Source organism: Endozoicomonas sp. (assembly GCF_051008435.1).
Lineage (GTDB): Bacteria > Pseudomonadota > Gammaproteobacteria > Pseudomonadales > Endozoicomonadaceae > Endozoicomonas_A.
The window spans coordinates 1-15,967 of record NZ_JBPCXO010000439.1 but is presented as its reverse complement, the minus strand read 5'-3'; the positions used below and the strand labels follow the sequence as shown (position 1 = coordinate 15,967).

The 15,967-nt window shown below is 49.7% G+C and carries 12 protein-coding genes; 1 reads left to right on the top strand and 11 read right to left on the bottom strand.

The genetic code is table 11. The features are described 5' to 3' along the window. Positions 1 to 178: 178 nt before the first annotated feature. From ACR2PX_RS21895 to sdhC, 10 genes are all read right to left on the bottom strand, one after another. The gene (locus ACR2PX_RS21895) at positions 179 to 1,054 is read right to left on the bottom strand and encodes a prenyltransferase (RefSeq protein ID WP_434001484.1); all 876 of its coding nucleotides are present in this window, start codon (positions 1,052 to 1,054) and stop codon (positions 179 to 181) included. Positions 1,055 to 1,418: 364 nt separating this feature from the next. Further along, positions 1,419 to 2,291 (bottom strand): succinate--CoA ligase subunit alpha, encoded by an 873-nt coding sequence (gene sucD, locus ACR2PX_RS21890; protein WP_434001483.1) that lies wholly within the window; start codon positions 2,289 to 2,291, stop codon positions 1,419 to 1,421. Between the two features lie 2 nt (positions 2,292 to 2,293). Continuing rightward, a complete protein-coding gene (gene sucC / locus ACR2PX_RS21885) occupies positions 2,294 to 3,460 on the bottom strand; it encodes an ADP-forming succinate--CoA ligase subunit beta (RefSeq protein ID WP_434001482.1) in 1,167 nt (388 codons plus the stop codon). A gap of 455 nt (positions 3,461 to 3,915) precedes the next feature. Next, positions 3,916 to 5,355 carry a dihydrolipoyl dehydrogenase gene (gene lpdA, locus ACR2PX_RS21880; protein WP_434001481.1) on the bottom strand — a complete coding sequence of 480 codons (1,440 nt, stop codon included), beginning with the start codon at positions 5,353 to 5,355 and terminating at the stop codon, positions 3,916 to 3,918. Positions 5,356 to 5,417: 62 nt separating this feature from the next. Next, a complete protein-coding gene (gene odhB, locus ACR2PX_RS21875) occupies positions 5,418 to 6,638 on the bottom strand; it encodes a 2-oxoglutarate dehydrogenase complex dihydrolipoyllysine-residue succinyltransferase (protein ID WP_434001480.1) in 1,221 nt (406 codons plus the stop codon). A 56-nt stretch (positions 6,639 to 6,694) separates the two neighbouring features. Next, complete coding sequence (locus ACR2PX_RS21870) at positions 6,695 to 9,526, bottom strand: 2-oxoglutarate dehydrogenase E1 component (RefSeq protein ID WP_434001485.1); 2,832 nt, start codon at positions 9,524 to 9,526, stop codon at positions 6,695 to 6,697. Between the two features lie 498 nt (positions 9,527 to 10,024). Then, positions 10,025 to 10,732 (bottom strand): succinate dehydrogenase iron-sulfur subunit, encoded by a 708-nt coding sequence (locus ACR2PX_RS21865; protein ID WP_434001479.1) that lies wholly within the window; start codon positions 10,730 to 10,732, stop codon positions 10,025 to 10,027. Positions 10,733 to 10,747: 15 nt separating this feature from the next. Beyond that, positions 10,748 to 12,520, bottom strand: a complete 1,773-nt coding sequence (sdhA, locus tag ACR2PX_RS21860; RefSeq protein WP_434001478.1) for a succinate dehydrogenase flavoprotein subunit — start codon at positions 12,518 to 12,520, stop codon at positions 10,748 to 10,750. A gap of 3 nt (positions 12,521 to 12,523) precedes the next feature. Continuing rightward, positions 12,524 to 12,892, bottom strand: a complete 369-nt coding sequence (gene sdhD, locus ACR2PX_RS21855) for a succinate dehydrogenase, hydrophobic membrane anchor protein (protein WP_434001477.1) — start codon at positions 12,890 to 12,892, stop codon at positions 12,524 to 12,526. After that, positions 12,886 to 13,260 (bottom strand): succinate dehydrogenase, cytochrome b556 subunit, encoded by a 375-nt coding sequence (gene sdhC, locus ACR2PX_RS21850; RefSeq protein WP_434001476.1) that lies wholly within the window; start codon positions 13,258 to 13,260, stop codon positions 12,886 to 12,888. The genes sdhD and sdhC overlap by 7 nt, the downstream gene beginning before the upstream one ends. Positions 13,261 to 13,701: 441 nt before the next feature. Here sdhC and gltA point away from each other — a divergent pair, with 441 nt between their 5' ends. Continuing rightward, entirely contained in the window at positions 13,702 to 14,985 is a 1,284-nt protein-coding gene (gene gltA / locus ACR2PX_RS21845) for a citrate synthase (RefSeq protein WP_434001475.1), read from the top strand. A 308-nt stretch (positions 14,986 to 15,293) separates the two neighbouring features. On the opposite strand, the gene ACR2PX_RS21840 is transcribed toward gltA, so the two are convergent. Then, on the bottom strand, positions 15,294 to 15,836 hold the full coding sequence (locus tag ACR2PX_RS21840) for an ABC transporter six-transmembrane domain-containing protein (RefSeq protein WP_434001474.1): 543 nt from the start codon (positions 15,834 to 15,836) through the stop codon (positions 15,294 to 15,296). Positions 15,837 to 15,967 lie beyond the last annotated feature (131 nt).

Sequence of the window (15,967 nt, the reverse complement as noted above, 5' to 3'; positions counted from 1 at the left end):
CATAATGCCAATGCCTTTTTGGAACTGAACAGTATTTTTACACATCAGATTTATCTCCAAATATAAAGGTCATCAGACGTTTAATATAGCATCTGGATTATGACGTAGGGTCGATGGTAAACAGGATATTTTTTATCCTTGTTTAAAAGCAGTACTCCCTATAGGAAAATTACACCCATCAAAAAATACTCAATATGAAGCAAATACCAAACACCAGAAAAAAACGGCCCGTCATAGGCGGCAATTTCATTAACTGATAATCACCAGGAGAACACCGCAGCAATTTAACAGGCTGCCAGATGACTAACAAAGAAAACACCATATAAGCAGGATTAATCAGCAGGTTATTAAGATAGAGGTAATAACTGACTGGGTACACTAACAGCAACAGTACAACATACAACGCCCTGCTCATGTCATAACCGATTCTGACCGTCAGGGTACGGATACTGGAAGACCGATCATCCAAATAATCTCGAACTTCATTAGACACCAATAGAGCGGCCGTTAATAAACTCACCGGTATAGAGATCCAAAGCAGTTCATTGCTCCATATTCCAGACACTGCGTAATAAGCTCCACTCACCATCAGGACACCTGTCAGAAGAAACACTGCAGGTACACCCAACCCACGATGTTTGTAGACAATGGGCTCGCCTGTATAGAAATAGCCTGCAATGACTCCAAACAGACCCAGCAGGAACAAGGGCCAGCCCGTCAGCCAGACAAGCCATAGGCCAATAACAATCGCTACCAGGGCAAACAGGCCAGCAATATAAAAATTCCGGCGAATCTGTTGAATCACCTGCTCCGCCAGCAAACCAGTTCGACCATTCCAGAAATGCAAGTCAGCATGGTCATTGGCAAGGTTACTGGCAGCCTGCAATAAAAGGCCCGCAATCATGACAGCCACAGCCCTGCCGACATCCCCCTCGCCCCTTGAAAAAGCGACCGCGATCCCCAACCCACAGGTGATCAATGCGACAGAGAAGGAAAAGGGCCTGAGAGCCCGCACAAAACGGTATTTGTCTGGATTCAGATTCGGTGTATCCACTGGAGGATTCCCTGAGGGTGGAGATAAACGTGGGACTATGTGCCATTCAACGGCTGCAGCCTATAGCGACATTCCGCAAGCCAGATTTAAGACAGGTTATCGCCTGCTTGATCAGACTGAATAAGAGAGAATAGCAGCTCTGCAAGAGGCTAATAAAGTCAGCTCCAATCAGAGAAACTTCATCGAAAAGCCGTGCTCTCAGAAAGTCACGACAAACGCCCTTTGAGAACTTTTTCTGGACTAGCCGCTGATGGATCATTCTCGACAAAAACAAGCTCTATAAAACAAAACGGCCCACCTCCTGAGAGGTGAGCCGTTTAATCAGTCAAAGCTGATCCGGATCAGGCCAAAGCCAACGCCGAACTTACCAGCCTGTCTTCTCTTTCAGAGCCTGACCGATTTCTGCCAGTGAACGCACAGTTTTAACACCGGCTTCTTCCAGGGCAGCAAATTTCTCATCAGCAGTACCTTTACCACCAGAGATGATCGCACCGGCGTGACCCATACGCTTGCCTGGAGGTGCAGTAACACCGGCAATGTAGGAGACAACAGGCTTGGTTACGTTCTCTTTGATGTAAGCAGCTGCTTCTTCTTCCGCTGTACCACCGATCTCACCGATCATAACAATCGCTTCTGTCTGTGGATCTTTTTCGAACAGCTTCAGGATATCGATGAAGTTGGAACCAGGAATCGGGTCACCACCAATACCGACACAGGTAGACTGACCAAAACCGAAGTCAGTGGTCTGCTTAACTGCTTCGTAAGTCAGAGTACCGGAACGGGATACAATACCGACCTTACCTGGCTTATGAATGTGACCAGGCATGATACCGATCTTGCACTCACCCGGAGTGATAACACCCGGGCAGTTAGGACCAATCAGGGTAACGCCCAGCTCATCACAGCGAACCTTGCAGTCCAGCATGTCCAGGGTAGGAATGCCTTCAGTGATGCAGACAATCAGCTTGATGCCAGCATTAGCAGCTTCCAGGATAGAATCCTTACAGAAAGCAGCAGGTACGTAGATCACGGAAGCTTCAGCACCGGTTTCAACAACTGCTTCAGCAACAGTATTGAATACAGGCAGACCCAAATGTTCCTGCCCACCTTTACCTGGAGTTACACCACCTACCATGCGAGTGCCATATGCAATCGCCTGTTCGGAGTGGAAAGTTCCCTGAGAACCAGTGAAGCCCTGGCAGATCACTTTGGTGTCTTTATTGATCAGGACGCTCATTCTTATTTACCCTCCGCTGCTTTTACTACCTGGTCTGCAGCGTCAGAGAGACTGCTTGCAGCGATGATGTCCAACCCACTTTCTGCCAGCTTCTGAGCACCCAGCTCAGCGTTATTGCCTTCGAGACGAACAACAACAGGCACTTCAACACCTACTTCTTTTACTGCACCGATGATGCCGTCAGCAATCAGGTCACAACGAACAATACCGCCGAAGATGTTAACCAGAACAGCTTTAACACTGTCGTCAGACAGGATAATTTTGAAAGCTTCGCTGACACGTTCTTTAGTAGCACCGCCACCTACGTCCAGGAAGTTAGCTGGAGTACCACCAGACAGTTTAACAATGTCCATGGTACCCATGGCCAGACCAGCGCCGTTTACCATGCAGCCGATGTTGCCATCCAGTGCCACGTAGTTCAGTTCCCACTGAGCTGCGTGTGCTTCACGAGCGTCTTCCTGAGAAGGATCGTGCATGGTCTTCAGACGAGGCTGACGGTACAGAGCGTTGCTGTCGATGTTCAGCTTGGCATCCAGACAGTGCAGGTCACCCGCTTCAGTAATAACCAGAGGATTAATTTCCAGCAGAGCCAGATCCAGGTCCTGGAACAGTTTGGCAAGACCCAGGAAGATCTTGGTAAACTGCTTAACCTGAGTAGCGTTCAGACCCAGTTTGAAAGCCAGTTCACGACCCTGGTATGGCTGCGCACCTACCAGAGGATCGACAGTCGCTTTCAGAATTTTTTCAGGTGTTTCTTCTGCCACTTTTTCAATTTCAACGCCACCTTCTGTGGAAGCCATGAAAACGATGCGGCGGGTTGAACGGTCTACTACCGCACCCAGGTAAAGTTCCTGAGCAATATCGGTGCAGGTTTCAACCAGGATCTTGCTAACAGGCTGACCATTTTCATCAGTCTGGTAAGTTACCAGGTTCTTACCCAGCCACTTTTCAGCAAACTCACGGATTTCTTCCTTGGTGCTAACCAGCTTTACGCCGCCAGCTTTACCACGGCCACCTGCATGAACCTGTGCTTTGACAACCCACTGGTTTCCGCCAATTTCATCGGCGGCTGCAGCAGCTTCTTCCGGCGTATCGCAGGCAATACCCTTGGATACCGGCAGGCCATATTCAGCAAACAGCTGCTTGCCCTGATATTCATGGAGATTCATACTGACACTACCATTGTTGTTTTGTAATTAAATTCCTATCCACGTCCGTGGATAAAAGGTTTCTTTATTTCGACCCCCAACCCCTCAGGTGTCGAAATTAAACTTCAGGGATCGGGAGCCTTTCGGACTTATGCTTTCGAGCATGCTCTCTATCGAAGAGTCAGTAGAGCGAGTCACAGCTATGAGCCGTTCTGGACAGCTCCGTTGAATTTGTGCGAATAGCTGACCTATTTAAGAAAATTCAACGGAACAGTATTGACGCGCTCATGGCTGCGTCCGCTCTTCCTGGATTTCAGGCCGGAATTGTCTTAAGTCCGACAGGCTCCTTTCCCCTCTGATACATCTTCGTATCAGTTGCTCACTGAGAAGGCTTACTGATTCACTGCGCCTTCCACACATCAGTAAACGAATCTTAGTGAAGACTGGTCAGTGCCGACCAGTCCTCGAACTCTCAGTTAGCGACGCTTGCGATTGGCAATGTGAATCGCATGGCCATCTACAGCCAGAACCGCTTCGTGCAGAGCTTCACTCAATGTCGGATGAGAGAAGATGGTCAGAGCCAAATCTTCAGTACTGGCAGCAAATTCCATGGCAATTACACCTTGCTGAACCAGTTCAGCAGCGCTTGGGCCTACTACGTGCACACCCAGAACGCGGTCAGTTGACTTATCAGCAATGACCTTAACCATTCCTTCAGTCTCGTTGGCTGCCAGAGCACGACCACTGGCTGCAAACGGGAAAGTACCTACCTTATAATCGATACCTTCTGCTTTCAGTTCCTGTTCGGTTTTACCTACCCATGCAATTTCAGGATGGGTATAAATAACCGAAGGAATCAGGTCATAATTCATGTGACCTTTCTGACCAGCAATGATTTCAGCAACCATGATGCCTTCTTCACTGCCTTTGTGTGCCAGCATTGGACCACGAACAACATCACCAATAGCGTAAACGCCTGGTACGTCAGTTGTGCAGTGATCATCAACAAAGACAAAGCCACGCTCATCCATATTGACACCGCAATCAGCAGCCAACAGGCTTTCGGTGTATGGACGACGGCCTACCGCAACAATCAGCTTGTCAAAAACAACAACCTTTTCACTGCCGTCAGACTCAGCGTAAGTGACGTGAACTTCTTTACCCTTGATCTCAGAGCTGGTTACACGAGCACCCAGACGGATGTCCAGTCCCTGCTTCTTGAAGATCTTCATGGCTTCCTTGGAGATCTGCTCATCAGCAGCCGCCAGGAATCGATCCATAGCTTCCAGAACGATCACTTCAGAGCCTAAACGACCCCAAACGCTACCCAGTTCCAGACCGATAACACCAGCTCCGATAACACCCAAACGCTTAGGTGTTTCCTGGAATTCCAGGGCTCCAGTGGAATCTACGATCAGATCACCATCCGTTGGAGTCGGTGGAATTTCTACCGGACGGGAGCCAGTTGCAATGACAACGTTGCCAGCTTCATAAACTTCAACAGTGCCATCAGCCTTGGTCAGCTCAACTTGCTTGTTAGCCAGTAATTTACCAGCGCCCTCCAGGAGAGTTACGCCATTCGCCTTAAACAAACCGCCAACACCTGTAGTCAGGGTCTTAACGATTTTGTCTTTGCGGGCAACCATTTGCGGCACGTCCATCTCAACACCGGAGTGATTGATACCGTGCAGCTTAAAGTCTTTCTGTGCTTCAACAAACTTGTGAGAGCTGTCCAGCAGCGCCTTGGATGGAATGCAACCTACATTGAGGCAGGTTCCACCCAGAGCTGTTTTGCCTTTGTCATCAGTCCACTTTTCGATACAAGCAGTCTTGAGGCCCAGCTGCGCTGCGCGAATTGCACAAACGTAACCTGCAGGACCCGCACCGATGACTACAACGTCAAACTGATTTGCCATATCTTCTATTCCAAGAAAATGAGAATGGCGACCTTATCAGTCGCCGCAAAACCCATGAAAGATTACAATTCCAACAGGATTCGTGCCGGATCTTCCAACAGTTCCTTAATGGTAACGAGGAAGGTGACCGCTTCCTTGCCATCCAGCAACCTGTGGTCATAGGACAGAGCCAGGTTCATCATGGGCAGAATCTCCACCTGACCATTGACGGCCATGGGGCGCTCCTGAATTTTGTGCATACCCAAAATAGCGGACTGAGGAGGATTCAGAATCGGTGTAGACAAGAGCGAACCAAACACACCGCCGTTGGAAATCGTAAAGGTTCCACCGGTCATGTCCTCAATGTCCAGCTTGCCACCCTGGGCTTTCTTTCCGTATTCACGGATTTTTGCCTCAACGTCAGCCAGACTCATGTTTTCAGCATTACGCAGAATAGGTACTACCAGACCACGATCACTGGAGACAGCTACGCCGATATCCTGATAGCCGTGGTAAACGATGTCATTGCCATCAATAGAGGCGTTTACTGCAGGATAGCGACGCAGGGCTTCAGCACAGGCTTTTACAAAGAAGGACATGAAGCCAAGACGGACACCATGACGCTTCTCGAACTGGTCCTTGTAACGGGCTCTCAGTTCCATCACCGGTTTCATGTTGACTTCATTGAATGTGGTCAGCATGGCAGCGGTTTGCTGTGCTTCTACCAGGCGCTGCGCAACTCTAGCACGCAGACGTGTCATTGGTACACGTTTTTCCGTACGCTCACCCGCAAATACCGGGGTAGTGGCTTCTACCTGTGGAGCAGAGGAAGCCTGCACGGCAGATGCCGGAGCTGCTGCAGCTGCTGGCTTCTGTTCAGCGTGACGAACCACGTCTTCTTTGGTAACACGACCACCTTTACCAGTGCCGGCAATGGCACCATGATCGATACCCTTTTCATCAGCCATTTTACGGGCTGCCGGGCTAAGAATTGGCTCTTCCTGACTAGCAGGTGTTTCTGCAGCAGGTGCAGACTCTCCGGCTGGAGCAGAAGCGGTAGCCGCAGCACCGGCTTCAAAAATAGCAATAACTTCAGCACTCAGAACGGTGTCGTCTTCGTTCTTGAGAATTTCTTTAAGCACACCATCCGCTGGAGCGACTACTTCCAGAACTACCTTGTCGGTTTCAATATCAACCAGCAGCTCATCACGGGCGCAGGTTTCTCCGGGCTTCTTGTGCCATGTGGCAACCACACCGTCAGCGATAGATTCCGGAAATGTTGGTGCTTTTATTTCAGTGGCCATTATGGATCCTTTCGGGATTGCGACCGTTCGCCCCGGAGCCACCGGGGCGTCGTCAATTATACGTTAAAAGCGTCTTCTACCAGCTTCTGTTGTTCTTCAACATGCTTGGACATGTAACCACAGGCTGGTGCCGCTGAAGCATCTCTACCTGCATAAACCAGACGCAGATTGTTAGCGTGATTATCCAGAGCACGGCGCATATGATGCTGACTGCAATACCAGGCACCCTGATTCATGGGCTCTTCCTGACACCAGACAACGTCCTTCAGGTTTGGATAGCGAGCAATCAGCTCATCCAGGTCATCCTGAGGGAAAGGATACAGCTGCTCGATACGGATGACGGCTGCATTCTTCAGTTCATTGGTACGCTTATACTCAAGCAGGTCGTAGTAAACCTTGCCGCTGCACATAATCAGACGGGTAACGTCTGCTGTTTCATGCTCATCAATCTCTGGAATGATGGTCTGGAAACTGCCCTCAGCGAGGTCTTCCAGGGAAGAAACAGCCAGTTTGTGTCTCAGCAAGCTCTTTGGTGTAAAGGCGATCAGAGGCTTACGCAGTGGGCGCAAGACCTGACGACGCAACATATGGAACACCTGAGCCGGAGTGGTAGGCACACAAACCTGAATATTATGCTCAGCACAAAGCTGCAGGTAACGCTCAAGACGTGCAGAGGAGTGCTCAGGACCCTGACCTTCGTAGCCATGAGGTAGCAGCATGGTCAGGCCACACAGACGCCCCCACTTATGCTCACCACTGGTAATAAACTGGTCAATAACCACCTGACAGCCGTTGGCGAAATCACCAAACTGAGCTTCCCAGACCACCAGGGCACTAGGAGTGGTTGTCGCATAACCGTATTCAAAAGCCAGCACCGCTTCCTCAGAAAGCAGCGAGTCCCAGATCTGGAAATCAGGCTGATTCTCAGAAATATTGGCCAGCGGCACATAGGTAGAACCGTCTTTCTGATTATGCAGAACGGCATGACGGTGTGAGAAAGTACCCCGACCCACATCCTGTCCGGTAATACGAACTGGATGACCTTCCATCACCAGTGAACCGTATGCCAGAATCTCAGCCGCACCCCAGTTAATGGATTGCGCACCGGCAGCCATTTTCAGACGGTCATCAATGATCTTGCTGACCTGACGTTGAACCACAAAACCTTCAGGGACTTTGCACAGCTTCTGACCCAGACCTTGCAGAGTGGCCATAGCCACACGGGTATCATGACGGGCAGTCCATTCATGACCCAGATAAGGAGCCCAGTCAACGAACAGCTCTTTGTTGGGTTCTTTAACCAGTGCCTTAACGACATGACCGCCGTTGTCCAGAGCATTACGGTAGCTGTCTACCAGTGTCTTGTCCTGCTCGGCGTCCATAACACCCGCTTCAACCAGCCTGTTGGCATAGAGATCACGGGTTGTCTTGTGCGTCTTGATGATCTGATACATCAGCGGCTGAGTACCAGAAGGCTCATCAGCTTCGTTGTGACCACGACGACGGTAGCAAACCATGTCGATCACTACGTCGCGCTTGAATTCCATCCGGTAATCAAGCGCCAGCTTGGTCGCAAAGTGAACGGCTTCAGGATCATCGCCGTTCACATGAAGAATCGGCGCACCCACAATCTTGGCTACATCCGTACAATATTCAGTAGAACGGGCATCTTCCTGCTTACTGGTAGTGAAGCCAACCTGGTTGTTGATGATGATGTGCAGAGTACCGCCAGTTTTGTATGCGCGGGTCTGGGACATCTGCAGGGTTTCCATGACAACACCCTGACCGGCAAATGCCGCATCACCGTGAATGGCAAGAGGAATAACCTGACCACGGACCTCATCGTTACGACGATCCTGACGGGCACGAACAGAGCCTTCCACTACGGGTGAAACAATTTCGAGGTGGGAAGGGTTAAATGCCAGTGCCAGGTGAACTTCACCACCCGGTGTCATTACGTTAGATGAGAAGCCCTGATGATATTTCACATCACCGGAACCGGTATCGGCCATTTTCTTGCCTTCGAACTCATCGAACAGCTCAGAAGGGTTTTTACCGAGAATGTTAACCAATACGTTCAGACGACCACGGTGGGCCATACCGATAACGATTTCCTTGGCACCATAGGAACCGGAACGCTGGATAATCTCGTCCAGCATGGGAATCAGAGACTCACCACCTTCCAGACCAAAACGTTTGGTACCCGGATATTTTGTCCCAAGGTATTTTTCCAGACCTTCTGCAGCTGTCAGACGCTCCAGAAGATGCTGTCGGGCTTCAGAGCCCACTTCAGGACGACCTCGAACGCTTTCCATCCGGCTCTGGAACCAGCGGCGCTCTTCGGTGTTAACAATGTGCATGTATTCAACACCGATAGAACCACAGTAGGTGGCTGTCAGTGAATCCAGAATTTCGCGAAGAGTTGCTCTTTCCTTGCCAATAAAGATGGTGCTGGTTTGGAATTCTGTATCAAGATCGGCCCCACTCAGACCGTGATACTCAAGACTCAGATCGGGGAACTGTTCGCGTTGCAAGCAACCTAACGGATCGATCTTGGCCTGCTGGTGCCCCCGAATTCGGAAAGCACTAACTAGACGCAATACCTGAATCTGTTTGCGCTCATGATCACTGGAAACTGTACCGGCTTCGATTGGGCGGGTGCTCTGACGCTGACGCGCCATTAAGACAAAATTTTCCTGAATGGTCGAGTGAGGTACGTCCGGACCACCACCATTGACCTGAGGAAGTTTTTGAAAATAATCACGCCATTCCTCAGAGACCGTATTCGGGTCGCGAAGGAATTGTTCGTACAGTTCTTCGACGTATGCAGCATTTCCCCCGGAAATATGTGAGGTATCCCACATTTGCTGCATCACACCTTCTTGCATCATCACTACCCCGTGAATGAAGGGCTGTCTAATCATGAGAGTCGCACTGTGGTTTGCTGTCGCTGGGTAGTGACAGACAAAGCGCTGAAAACCGGGGCTTTCGCCTTCCCCGTTTATCAAACTCCACAGATAGACCGGTGATTGACCGGCCGCCCCGCTGGTAAACCTGTCGGCCCTACCCACCATTAATTCATTGGGTCAGCAACCGGCCAGGCTCTAAAGTAAACTACAGTCCCACTTAGTTTGTGCGACAGTGCAACTGCAGTCAGAAATTCTGCTTCAGATCATCGGCTTCCCCAGTATTCTGGTGTCAGCCTCCGAATCACAGTGTAGATGCTGTTTTGAGAAATAAAACGTACGCTCAAACAGCATTCACACAATTCATGTTAACGAACCACCCTCTATTTAATCTCAAGAGCGCGACCCTCAACAACTTTACCACTGTCAGGAGCTCTTCTGCATTTGCAGAAGAAACTCCTGTTTTTTCTAAATCCCTGATCAGGTAGCACTATCAAACAGCATCTGTTTGATATGACCAATAGCCTTGGTTGGATTCAGACCTTTTGGACATACGCTGACACAGTTCATGATGCCACGGCAGCGGAATACACTGAATGGATCGTCCAGATCAGCCAGACGCTCTTCAGTCGCAGTATCACGACTGTCTGCCAGAAAACGATAAGCCTGCAACAGGCCGGATGGTCCAACAAACTTGTCAGGGTTCCACCAGAAAGACGGACACGCCGTGGAGCAACATGCACAGAGGATACACTCGTACAAACCATCCAGCTTCTCACGATCTTCAGGGCTCTGAAGACGCTCAATTGCTGGTGCGGGCTCCTCATTGATCAGGAATGGCTTAATCTTTTCGTACTGCTTATAGAAAAGACTCATGTCCACAATCAGATCACGGATCACGGGCAGACCAGGAAGCGGGCGCAAAATCAGTTTTTTCTTGCTACCCATGGCTTCGGACAGTGATGTCACACAAGCCAGACCATTAATCCCATTGATGCTCACACCATCAGAACCGCAAACACCTTCACGACAGGAACGACGATACACTAATGTTTCGTCCTTTTCCTTGATCAGGTTCAATACATCGAGAACCATCAGGTCTTTACCTTCAGGAATTTCTACCTCAATGTCTTGCATGTAAGGTTTGGAGTCAGTCTCCGGGTTGTAGCGATAGACACTTACCAACATTTTCCTGCCTCCACCTTAGTAGGTTCTTGCTTTCGGTGGGAAAGCTTCCATGGTCTTCGGTGCAAAATTGACCTGGCGCTTGCCTACACGCTTTTCAAGCGGGAAGTACAGGGAGTGAGCCAGCCAGTTTTCATCATCACGTTCGGTAAAGTCGTTACGAGCGTGAGCACCACGAGATTCTTTACGCTCTTCGGCAGAAACTGCCGTGGCGTAAGCTACCTCGTACAGATTCTCAAGTTCCAGGGCTTCAATACGAGCGGTGTTGAAGGCATGACTCTTGTCTTCCAGATGAGTGTTCTGAAGACGCTCGCCCAACTCATTCAGCTTGTTCAGACCTTCCTGCATGCTGTCACCCTCACGGAACACGCCGAAGTAGAGCTGCATGGTGTTTTGAAGATCCTTGCGAACATCAGCAACCTTCTCGCCACTACTGGACTTGTTCAGACGGTCCAGACGAGACATGGCTGCTTCAATATCACTGTCAGAAGCGTCAACACCGTCAAAGCCTTCTCTCAGGTTCTTCTCGATCTGGATACCTGCTGCACGGCCAAAGACCACGAGGTCCAGCAAAGAGTTACCACCCAGACGGTTAGCACCGTGAACAGATACACAAGCGGCTTCACCACAAGCGTAAAGACCTTCTACAACCTTGTCGCTACCTTCTGAATCCGGGAACAGAGCCTGACCGCCAACATTGGTAGGAATACCTCCCATCATGTAGTGACAGGTTGGTACAACCGGCACAGGTACTTTAACCGGATCAGCGTGTGCGAATGTTTTGGACAGTTCACAGATGCCTGGCAAACGCAGGTTCAGAGTCTCTTCACCCAGGTGATCCAGCTTCAGCAGTACGTGATCCTTGTCAGGGCCACAACCACGTCCTTCCAGAATTTCAAGAATCATGGAGCGGGCTACTACGTCACGACCCGCCAGATCTTTAGCGTTAGGCGCATAACGTTCCATGAAACGCTCGCCTTCACTGTTGATCAGGTAACCACCTTCACCCCGGCAACCTTCAGTAACCAGAACTCCGGCACCGTGAATACCGGTTGGGTGGAACTGCCACATCTCCATGTCCTGCATGGGGTAACCGGCACGCAGAGCCATACCAACACCGTCACCGGTATTAATCAGAGCATTGGTGGTGGAAGCATAAATACGTCCAGCACCACCGGTAGCCATGACAGTTGCTTTGGATTTGATATAAACGGTTTCACCCGTTTCCATGCAAATCGCGATAACACCAGCCACCTGCCCATTCTGGTTCTTCACCAGATCGACGGCATACCATTCATTCAGGAATGTAGTACCACCTTTCAGGTTGGCCTGATAAAGCGTGTGCAGCAGTGCGTGACCAGTACGGTCAGCAGCAGCACAGGTACGGGCAGCCTGACCACCCTTACCGAAATCTTTGGATTGACCACCGAATGGACGCTGATAGATACGACCTTCTTCTGTTCGAGAGAACGGCAGGCCCATATGCTCAAGTTCAAATACGGCCTGAGGCCCTACAGAGCACATGTATTCAATAGCGTCCTGGTCACCGATATAGTCCGAACCTTTAATGGTATCGAACATGTGCCAGCGCCAGTCATCATTCGGATCAGAACTTGCAATCGCGCAAGTGATACCGCCCTGGGCTGATACAGTATGAGAACGGGTTGGAAACACTTTGGTGACACAAGCGGTTTTAATACCCGCCTGGGTCAGTTGCAGTGCAGCGCGCATGCCAGCGCCGCCACCGCCGATTACGATGGCGTCGTAAGTCAGTGTGCGAAGAGCCGACATAGATCAATTCCCCCAGAGAATTTGAATGCCCCAGACGATGTAACTGAATACTGCGACAAAACAGATCAGCTGGAAAGGGAAACGAATCAGGACAGACTTACTGCCGAATGCACGAGCATTCAGATAGTCCGTTGCTATAGTCCACATACCTACCCAGGAATGGGCAGCGATGGACAGAATGGCGAGCAGGGTAAACACCCGTACCCAGGTCTGTTCGAACAGACCCGTCCACTGTTGAAAGTCCAGACCTGGATTCATCAGAACATAGCCGCCTATAAACAGCGTGTAGGCAGCCAGGATGATGGCAGACAGTCTCTGCAGCATCCAGTCATAGAGTCCACTTCGGGACAAGTTGGTAATATTGGTTACCATACCCACACCCCCGCGAGCACAATCAGTACAGCTGATACTACAATGGTGATAATGGCACCGGCCTTGCCGGACTCCTTACCTTCACCAATGCCCACATCCATTAACAGGTGTTTGACGCCTGCAACAAAGTGGTAGATCAGACCAGAAAGCAAAACCCAGACAATAAATTTGACCAGGCCACCCGACATGAGTGCTTTCAGTTCCGCAAAGGACTGCTCTGAAGACAGTGACAGGTCCAGTGCATACAGCAGGAAACCCACCCCGACAAACAGCAATATGCCCGACATCCTATGCAGGATCGAGGTATAAGCTGGTAGAGGTAGTTTTATAGTGGTTATGTCTAGATTGACAGGTCTTTTGCTATTCACGTTTTTTGTCCCAACGCCCGAGGCGTGCACAGCTGAATCAGCAACATTATCCAGAGGTTATGATCTACTCGGGATCATGCCCTCTCAAATCAGGTTCACCTGAACAGGCAGCTCCTGATTTCAGGTTAAGAAACCGCGTTAATCGTTGTTAACGTTCTCTTCTCACCCCCCTCATGAAGCCCTCCACGACTTCGGTGGCGAAGTATATACAGTTCGGTTTTTAATTACAATTGATTAACCCACTAAGCAAATTTACTATAGGCTCCTACATTTATTGCGCAGACTTTTTCATCGGTACACACGTTTGACAAACAAATTTCTGGCCCTATAGTGGTCGAACCGTGAAAGGGCTCAACCATAAAAAGCTTATTCTGCCAGCGCCATAATTATGGGCCCAAGACGACGATAACGACAGAATAAACGGCAAGACAGGAGCCTATAATGGCTGAAAAGAAAGCAACCCTCTCGATAGACGGCAAACAGCTGGAACTCCCTGTACATGTGGGCTCGCTGGGTCCAGATGTTGTTGATGTTCGTAGCTTAACCGCCAACGGTCTGTTTACATACGACCCTGGTTTTGTATCCACCGCTGCCTGCGAGTCCAAGATCACCTACATTGATGGTGACAAGGGCGTTCTCTTGCACCGTGGTTACCCTATCGAGCAGCTTGCTGAGCACTCTGACTACCTGGAAACCTGCTATCTGCTGATTTACGGCGAACTTCCTAATAAGGAAGAAAAGAAGCATTTTGAAGACACCATCATGCGTCATACCATGATTCATGAACAAATGGTGGATCTGTTCTCCGGTTTCCGTCGTGATGCTCACCCAATGGCCGTGATGTGCGGCGTAGTAGGCGCTCTCTCTGCCTTCTATCATGATTCACTGGACATCACTAACGAACGTCATCGTGAAATCTGCGCTTACCGCTTGATTTCCAAAATGCCAACCCTGGCAGCCATGACCTACAAATACTCTATCGGTCAGCCTTTCATTTACCCACGGAACGACCTGGGTTACGGCGGCAACTTCCTGCACATGATGTTCGCTACTCCTTGTGAAGAGTATGAAGTGAACCCTGTGCTGGCTCGCGCCATGGATCGCATCTTCCTGCTGCACGCCGACCATGAGCAGAATGCTTCTACTTCTACAGTACGTCTGGCCGGTTCCAGTGGAGCCAACCCATTCGCTTGTATTGCTGCCGGTATCGCAGCTCTATGGGGACCTGCTCACGGTGGTGCGAACGAAGCCGTATTGGTGATGCTGAACGAAATCGGTGACGAGAAAAACATCGACGAGTTCATTGAGCGTGCCAAGGACAAGAACGACCCATTCCGCCTGATGGGCTTTGGTCACCGTGTTTACAAAAACTTTGACCCTCGCGCCAAGGTAATGAAGCAGACTTGTGACGACGTCCTGAGCGAACTGGGCCTGGAAGACGACCCTCTGTTCAAGATCGCCAAGCGTCTGGAAAAGATCGCCCTGGAAGACGAATACTTTGTACAGAAGAAACTGTACCCGAACGTAGACTTCTATTCCGGCATCATCCTGAAAGCACTGGGCATTCCAACTGAAATGTTCACTGTTATCTTCGCAACCGGCCGTACTCCAGGCTGGATTGCTCACTGGCACGAGATGATCAGTGGCGAATACCGCATCGGTCGTCCACGTCAGCTTTACACCGGTGAAACCTCCAGAGACTTCGTTTCAGTTTCTGACCGCTGATCACCGCTTTAACTGAAAGTCCGGACCTTGTCCGGCTTTCAGCTCTCCTCTCCTCTGTCTATTTCAGACATTACCTACACCAGACCAATGTTCCATCAGGCCATTAGCCAGAGCGACGACTCTTTTTTTGACCCTGCTATTTCGTTAAATTTATCCAAAGGTCAATTCACGGATAGGTTATCTCACTGTTCAATAAGCCTACCGATGAACGTCTATCAATACAGAACCGAGTTATTAACCCGCTTTTTTTGCTTCGTGCAACACTCTTCCCGCTTAATGAGATGGATCCATTGGTTTCAACAAGTCACTCACAGCAATTCTCCTTCTGCGACCGGCGCTTTAACCTGAGTATTATTCAACCGGTCGGAAATCTCCCAAAGACGGGTAAGACTTTGCAAAGCCATAGGCAACATGAATACCGCCCCTACAAACTCCCAGGAATAACTGACTACGGTGAAAATAGTGCCAGCACTGATTTCCAGTAACTGAGTAGCTACCCATAAGTTAAAAAGCACTGATGAAGCTGCCAGTATGAAAATCATTCCATAAACGACAGCATCCGTATCTGACAGGGCAACTTCATGACGAGTCAATAATCTGAAATGACGGACTACACTGGTTTTTCTTCCTGTTTGCAGCAAACCCACCTGCCGCTCTGACTGACTGTTAAGAAGACCATTCAAACGATAAATGCGTTTATGGAAACCCGCATAAATCAGCAGGATGGCCAGACTCATGACCAACACAGAAAAAGACAGCCAATAACTAAAACTGGCCAGTACCACCAGCGCCACCAGAATCTGTACGCAGGCAGTAATGAGTTCAGGTACTTCCTCCTCCAGAAAATTCACCAGTTCTCTAGGAGCCTGTCGGACTTATGCTTTCGAGCATAAATTTCAGTAGAACGAGTCGAATTATTCGATGGATTCGTGAGAATAGTTGACCTATTTAATCGAATTCATCGAATAATTGGGCCGTTCTT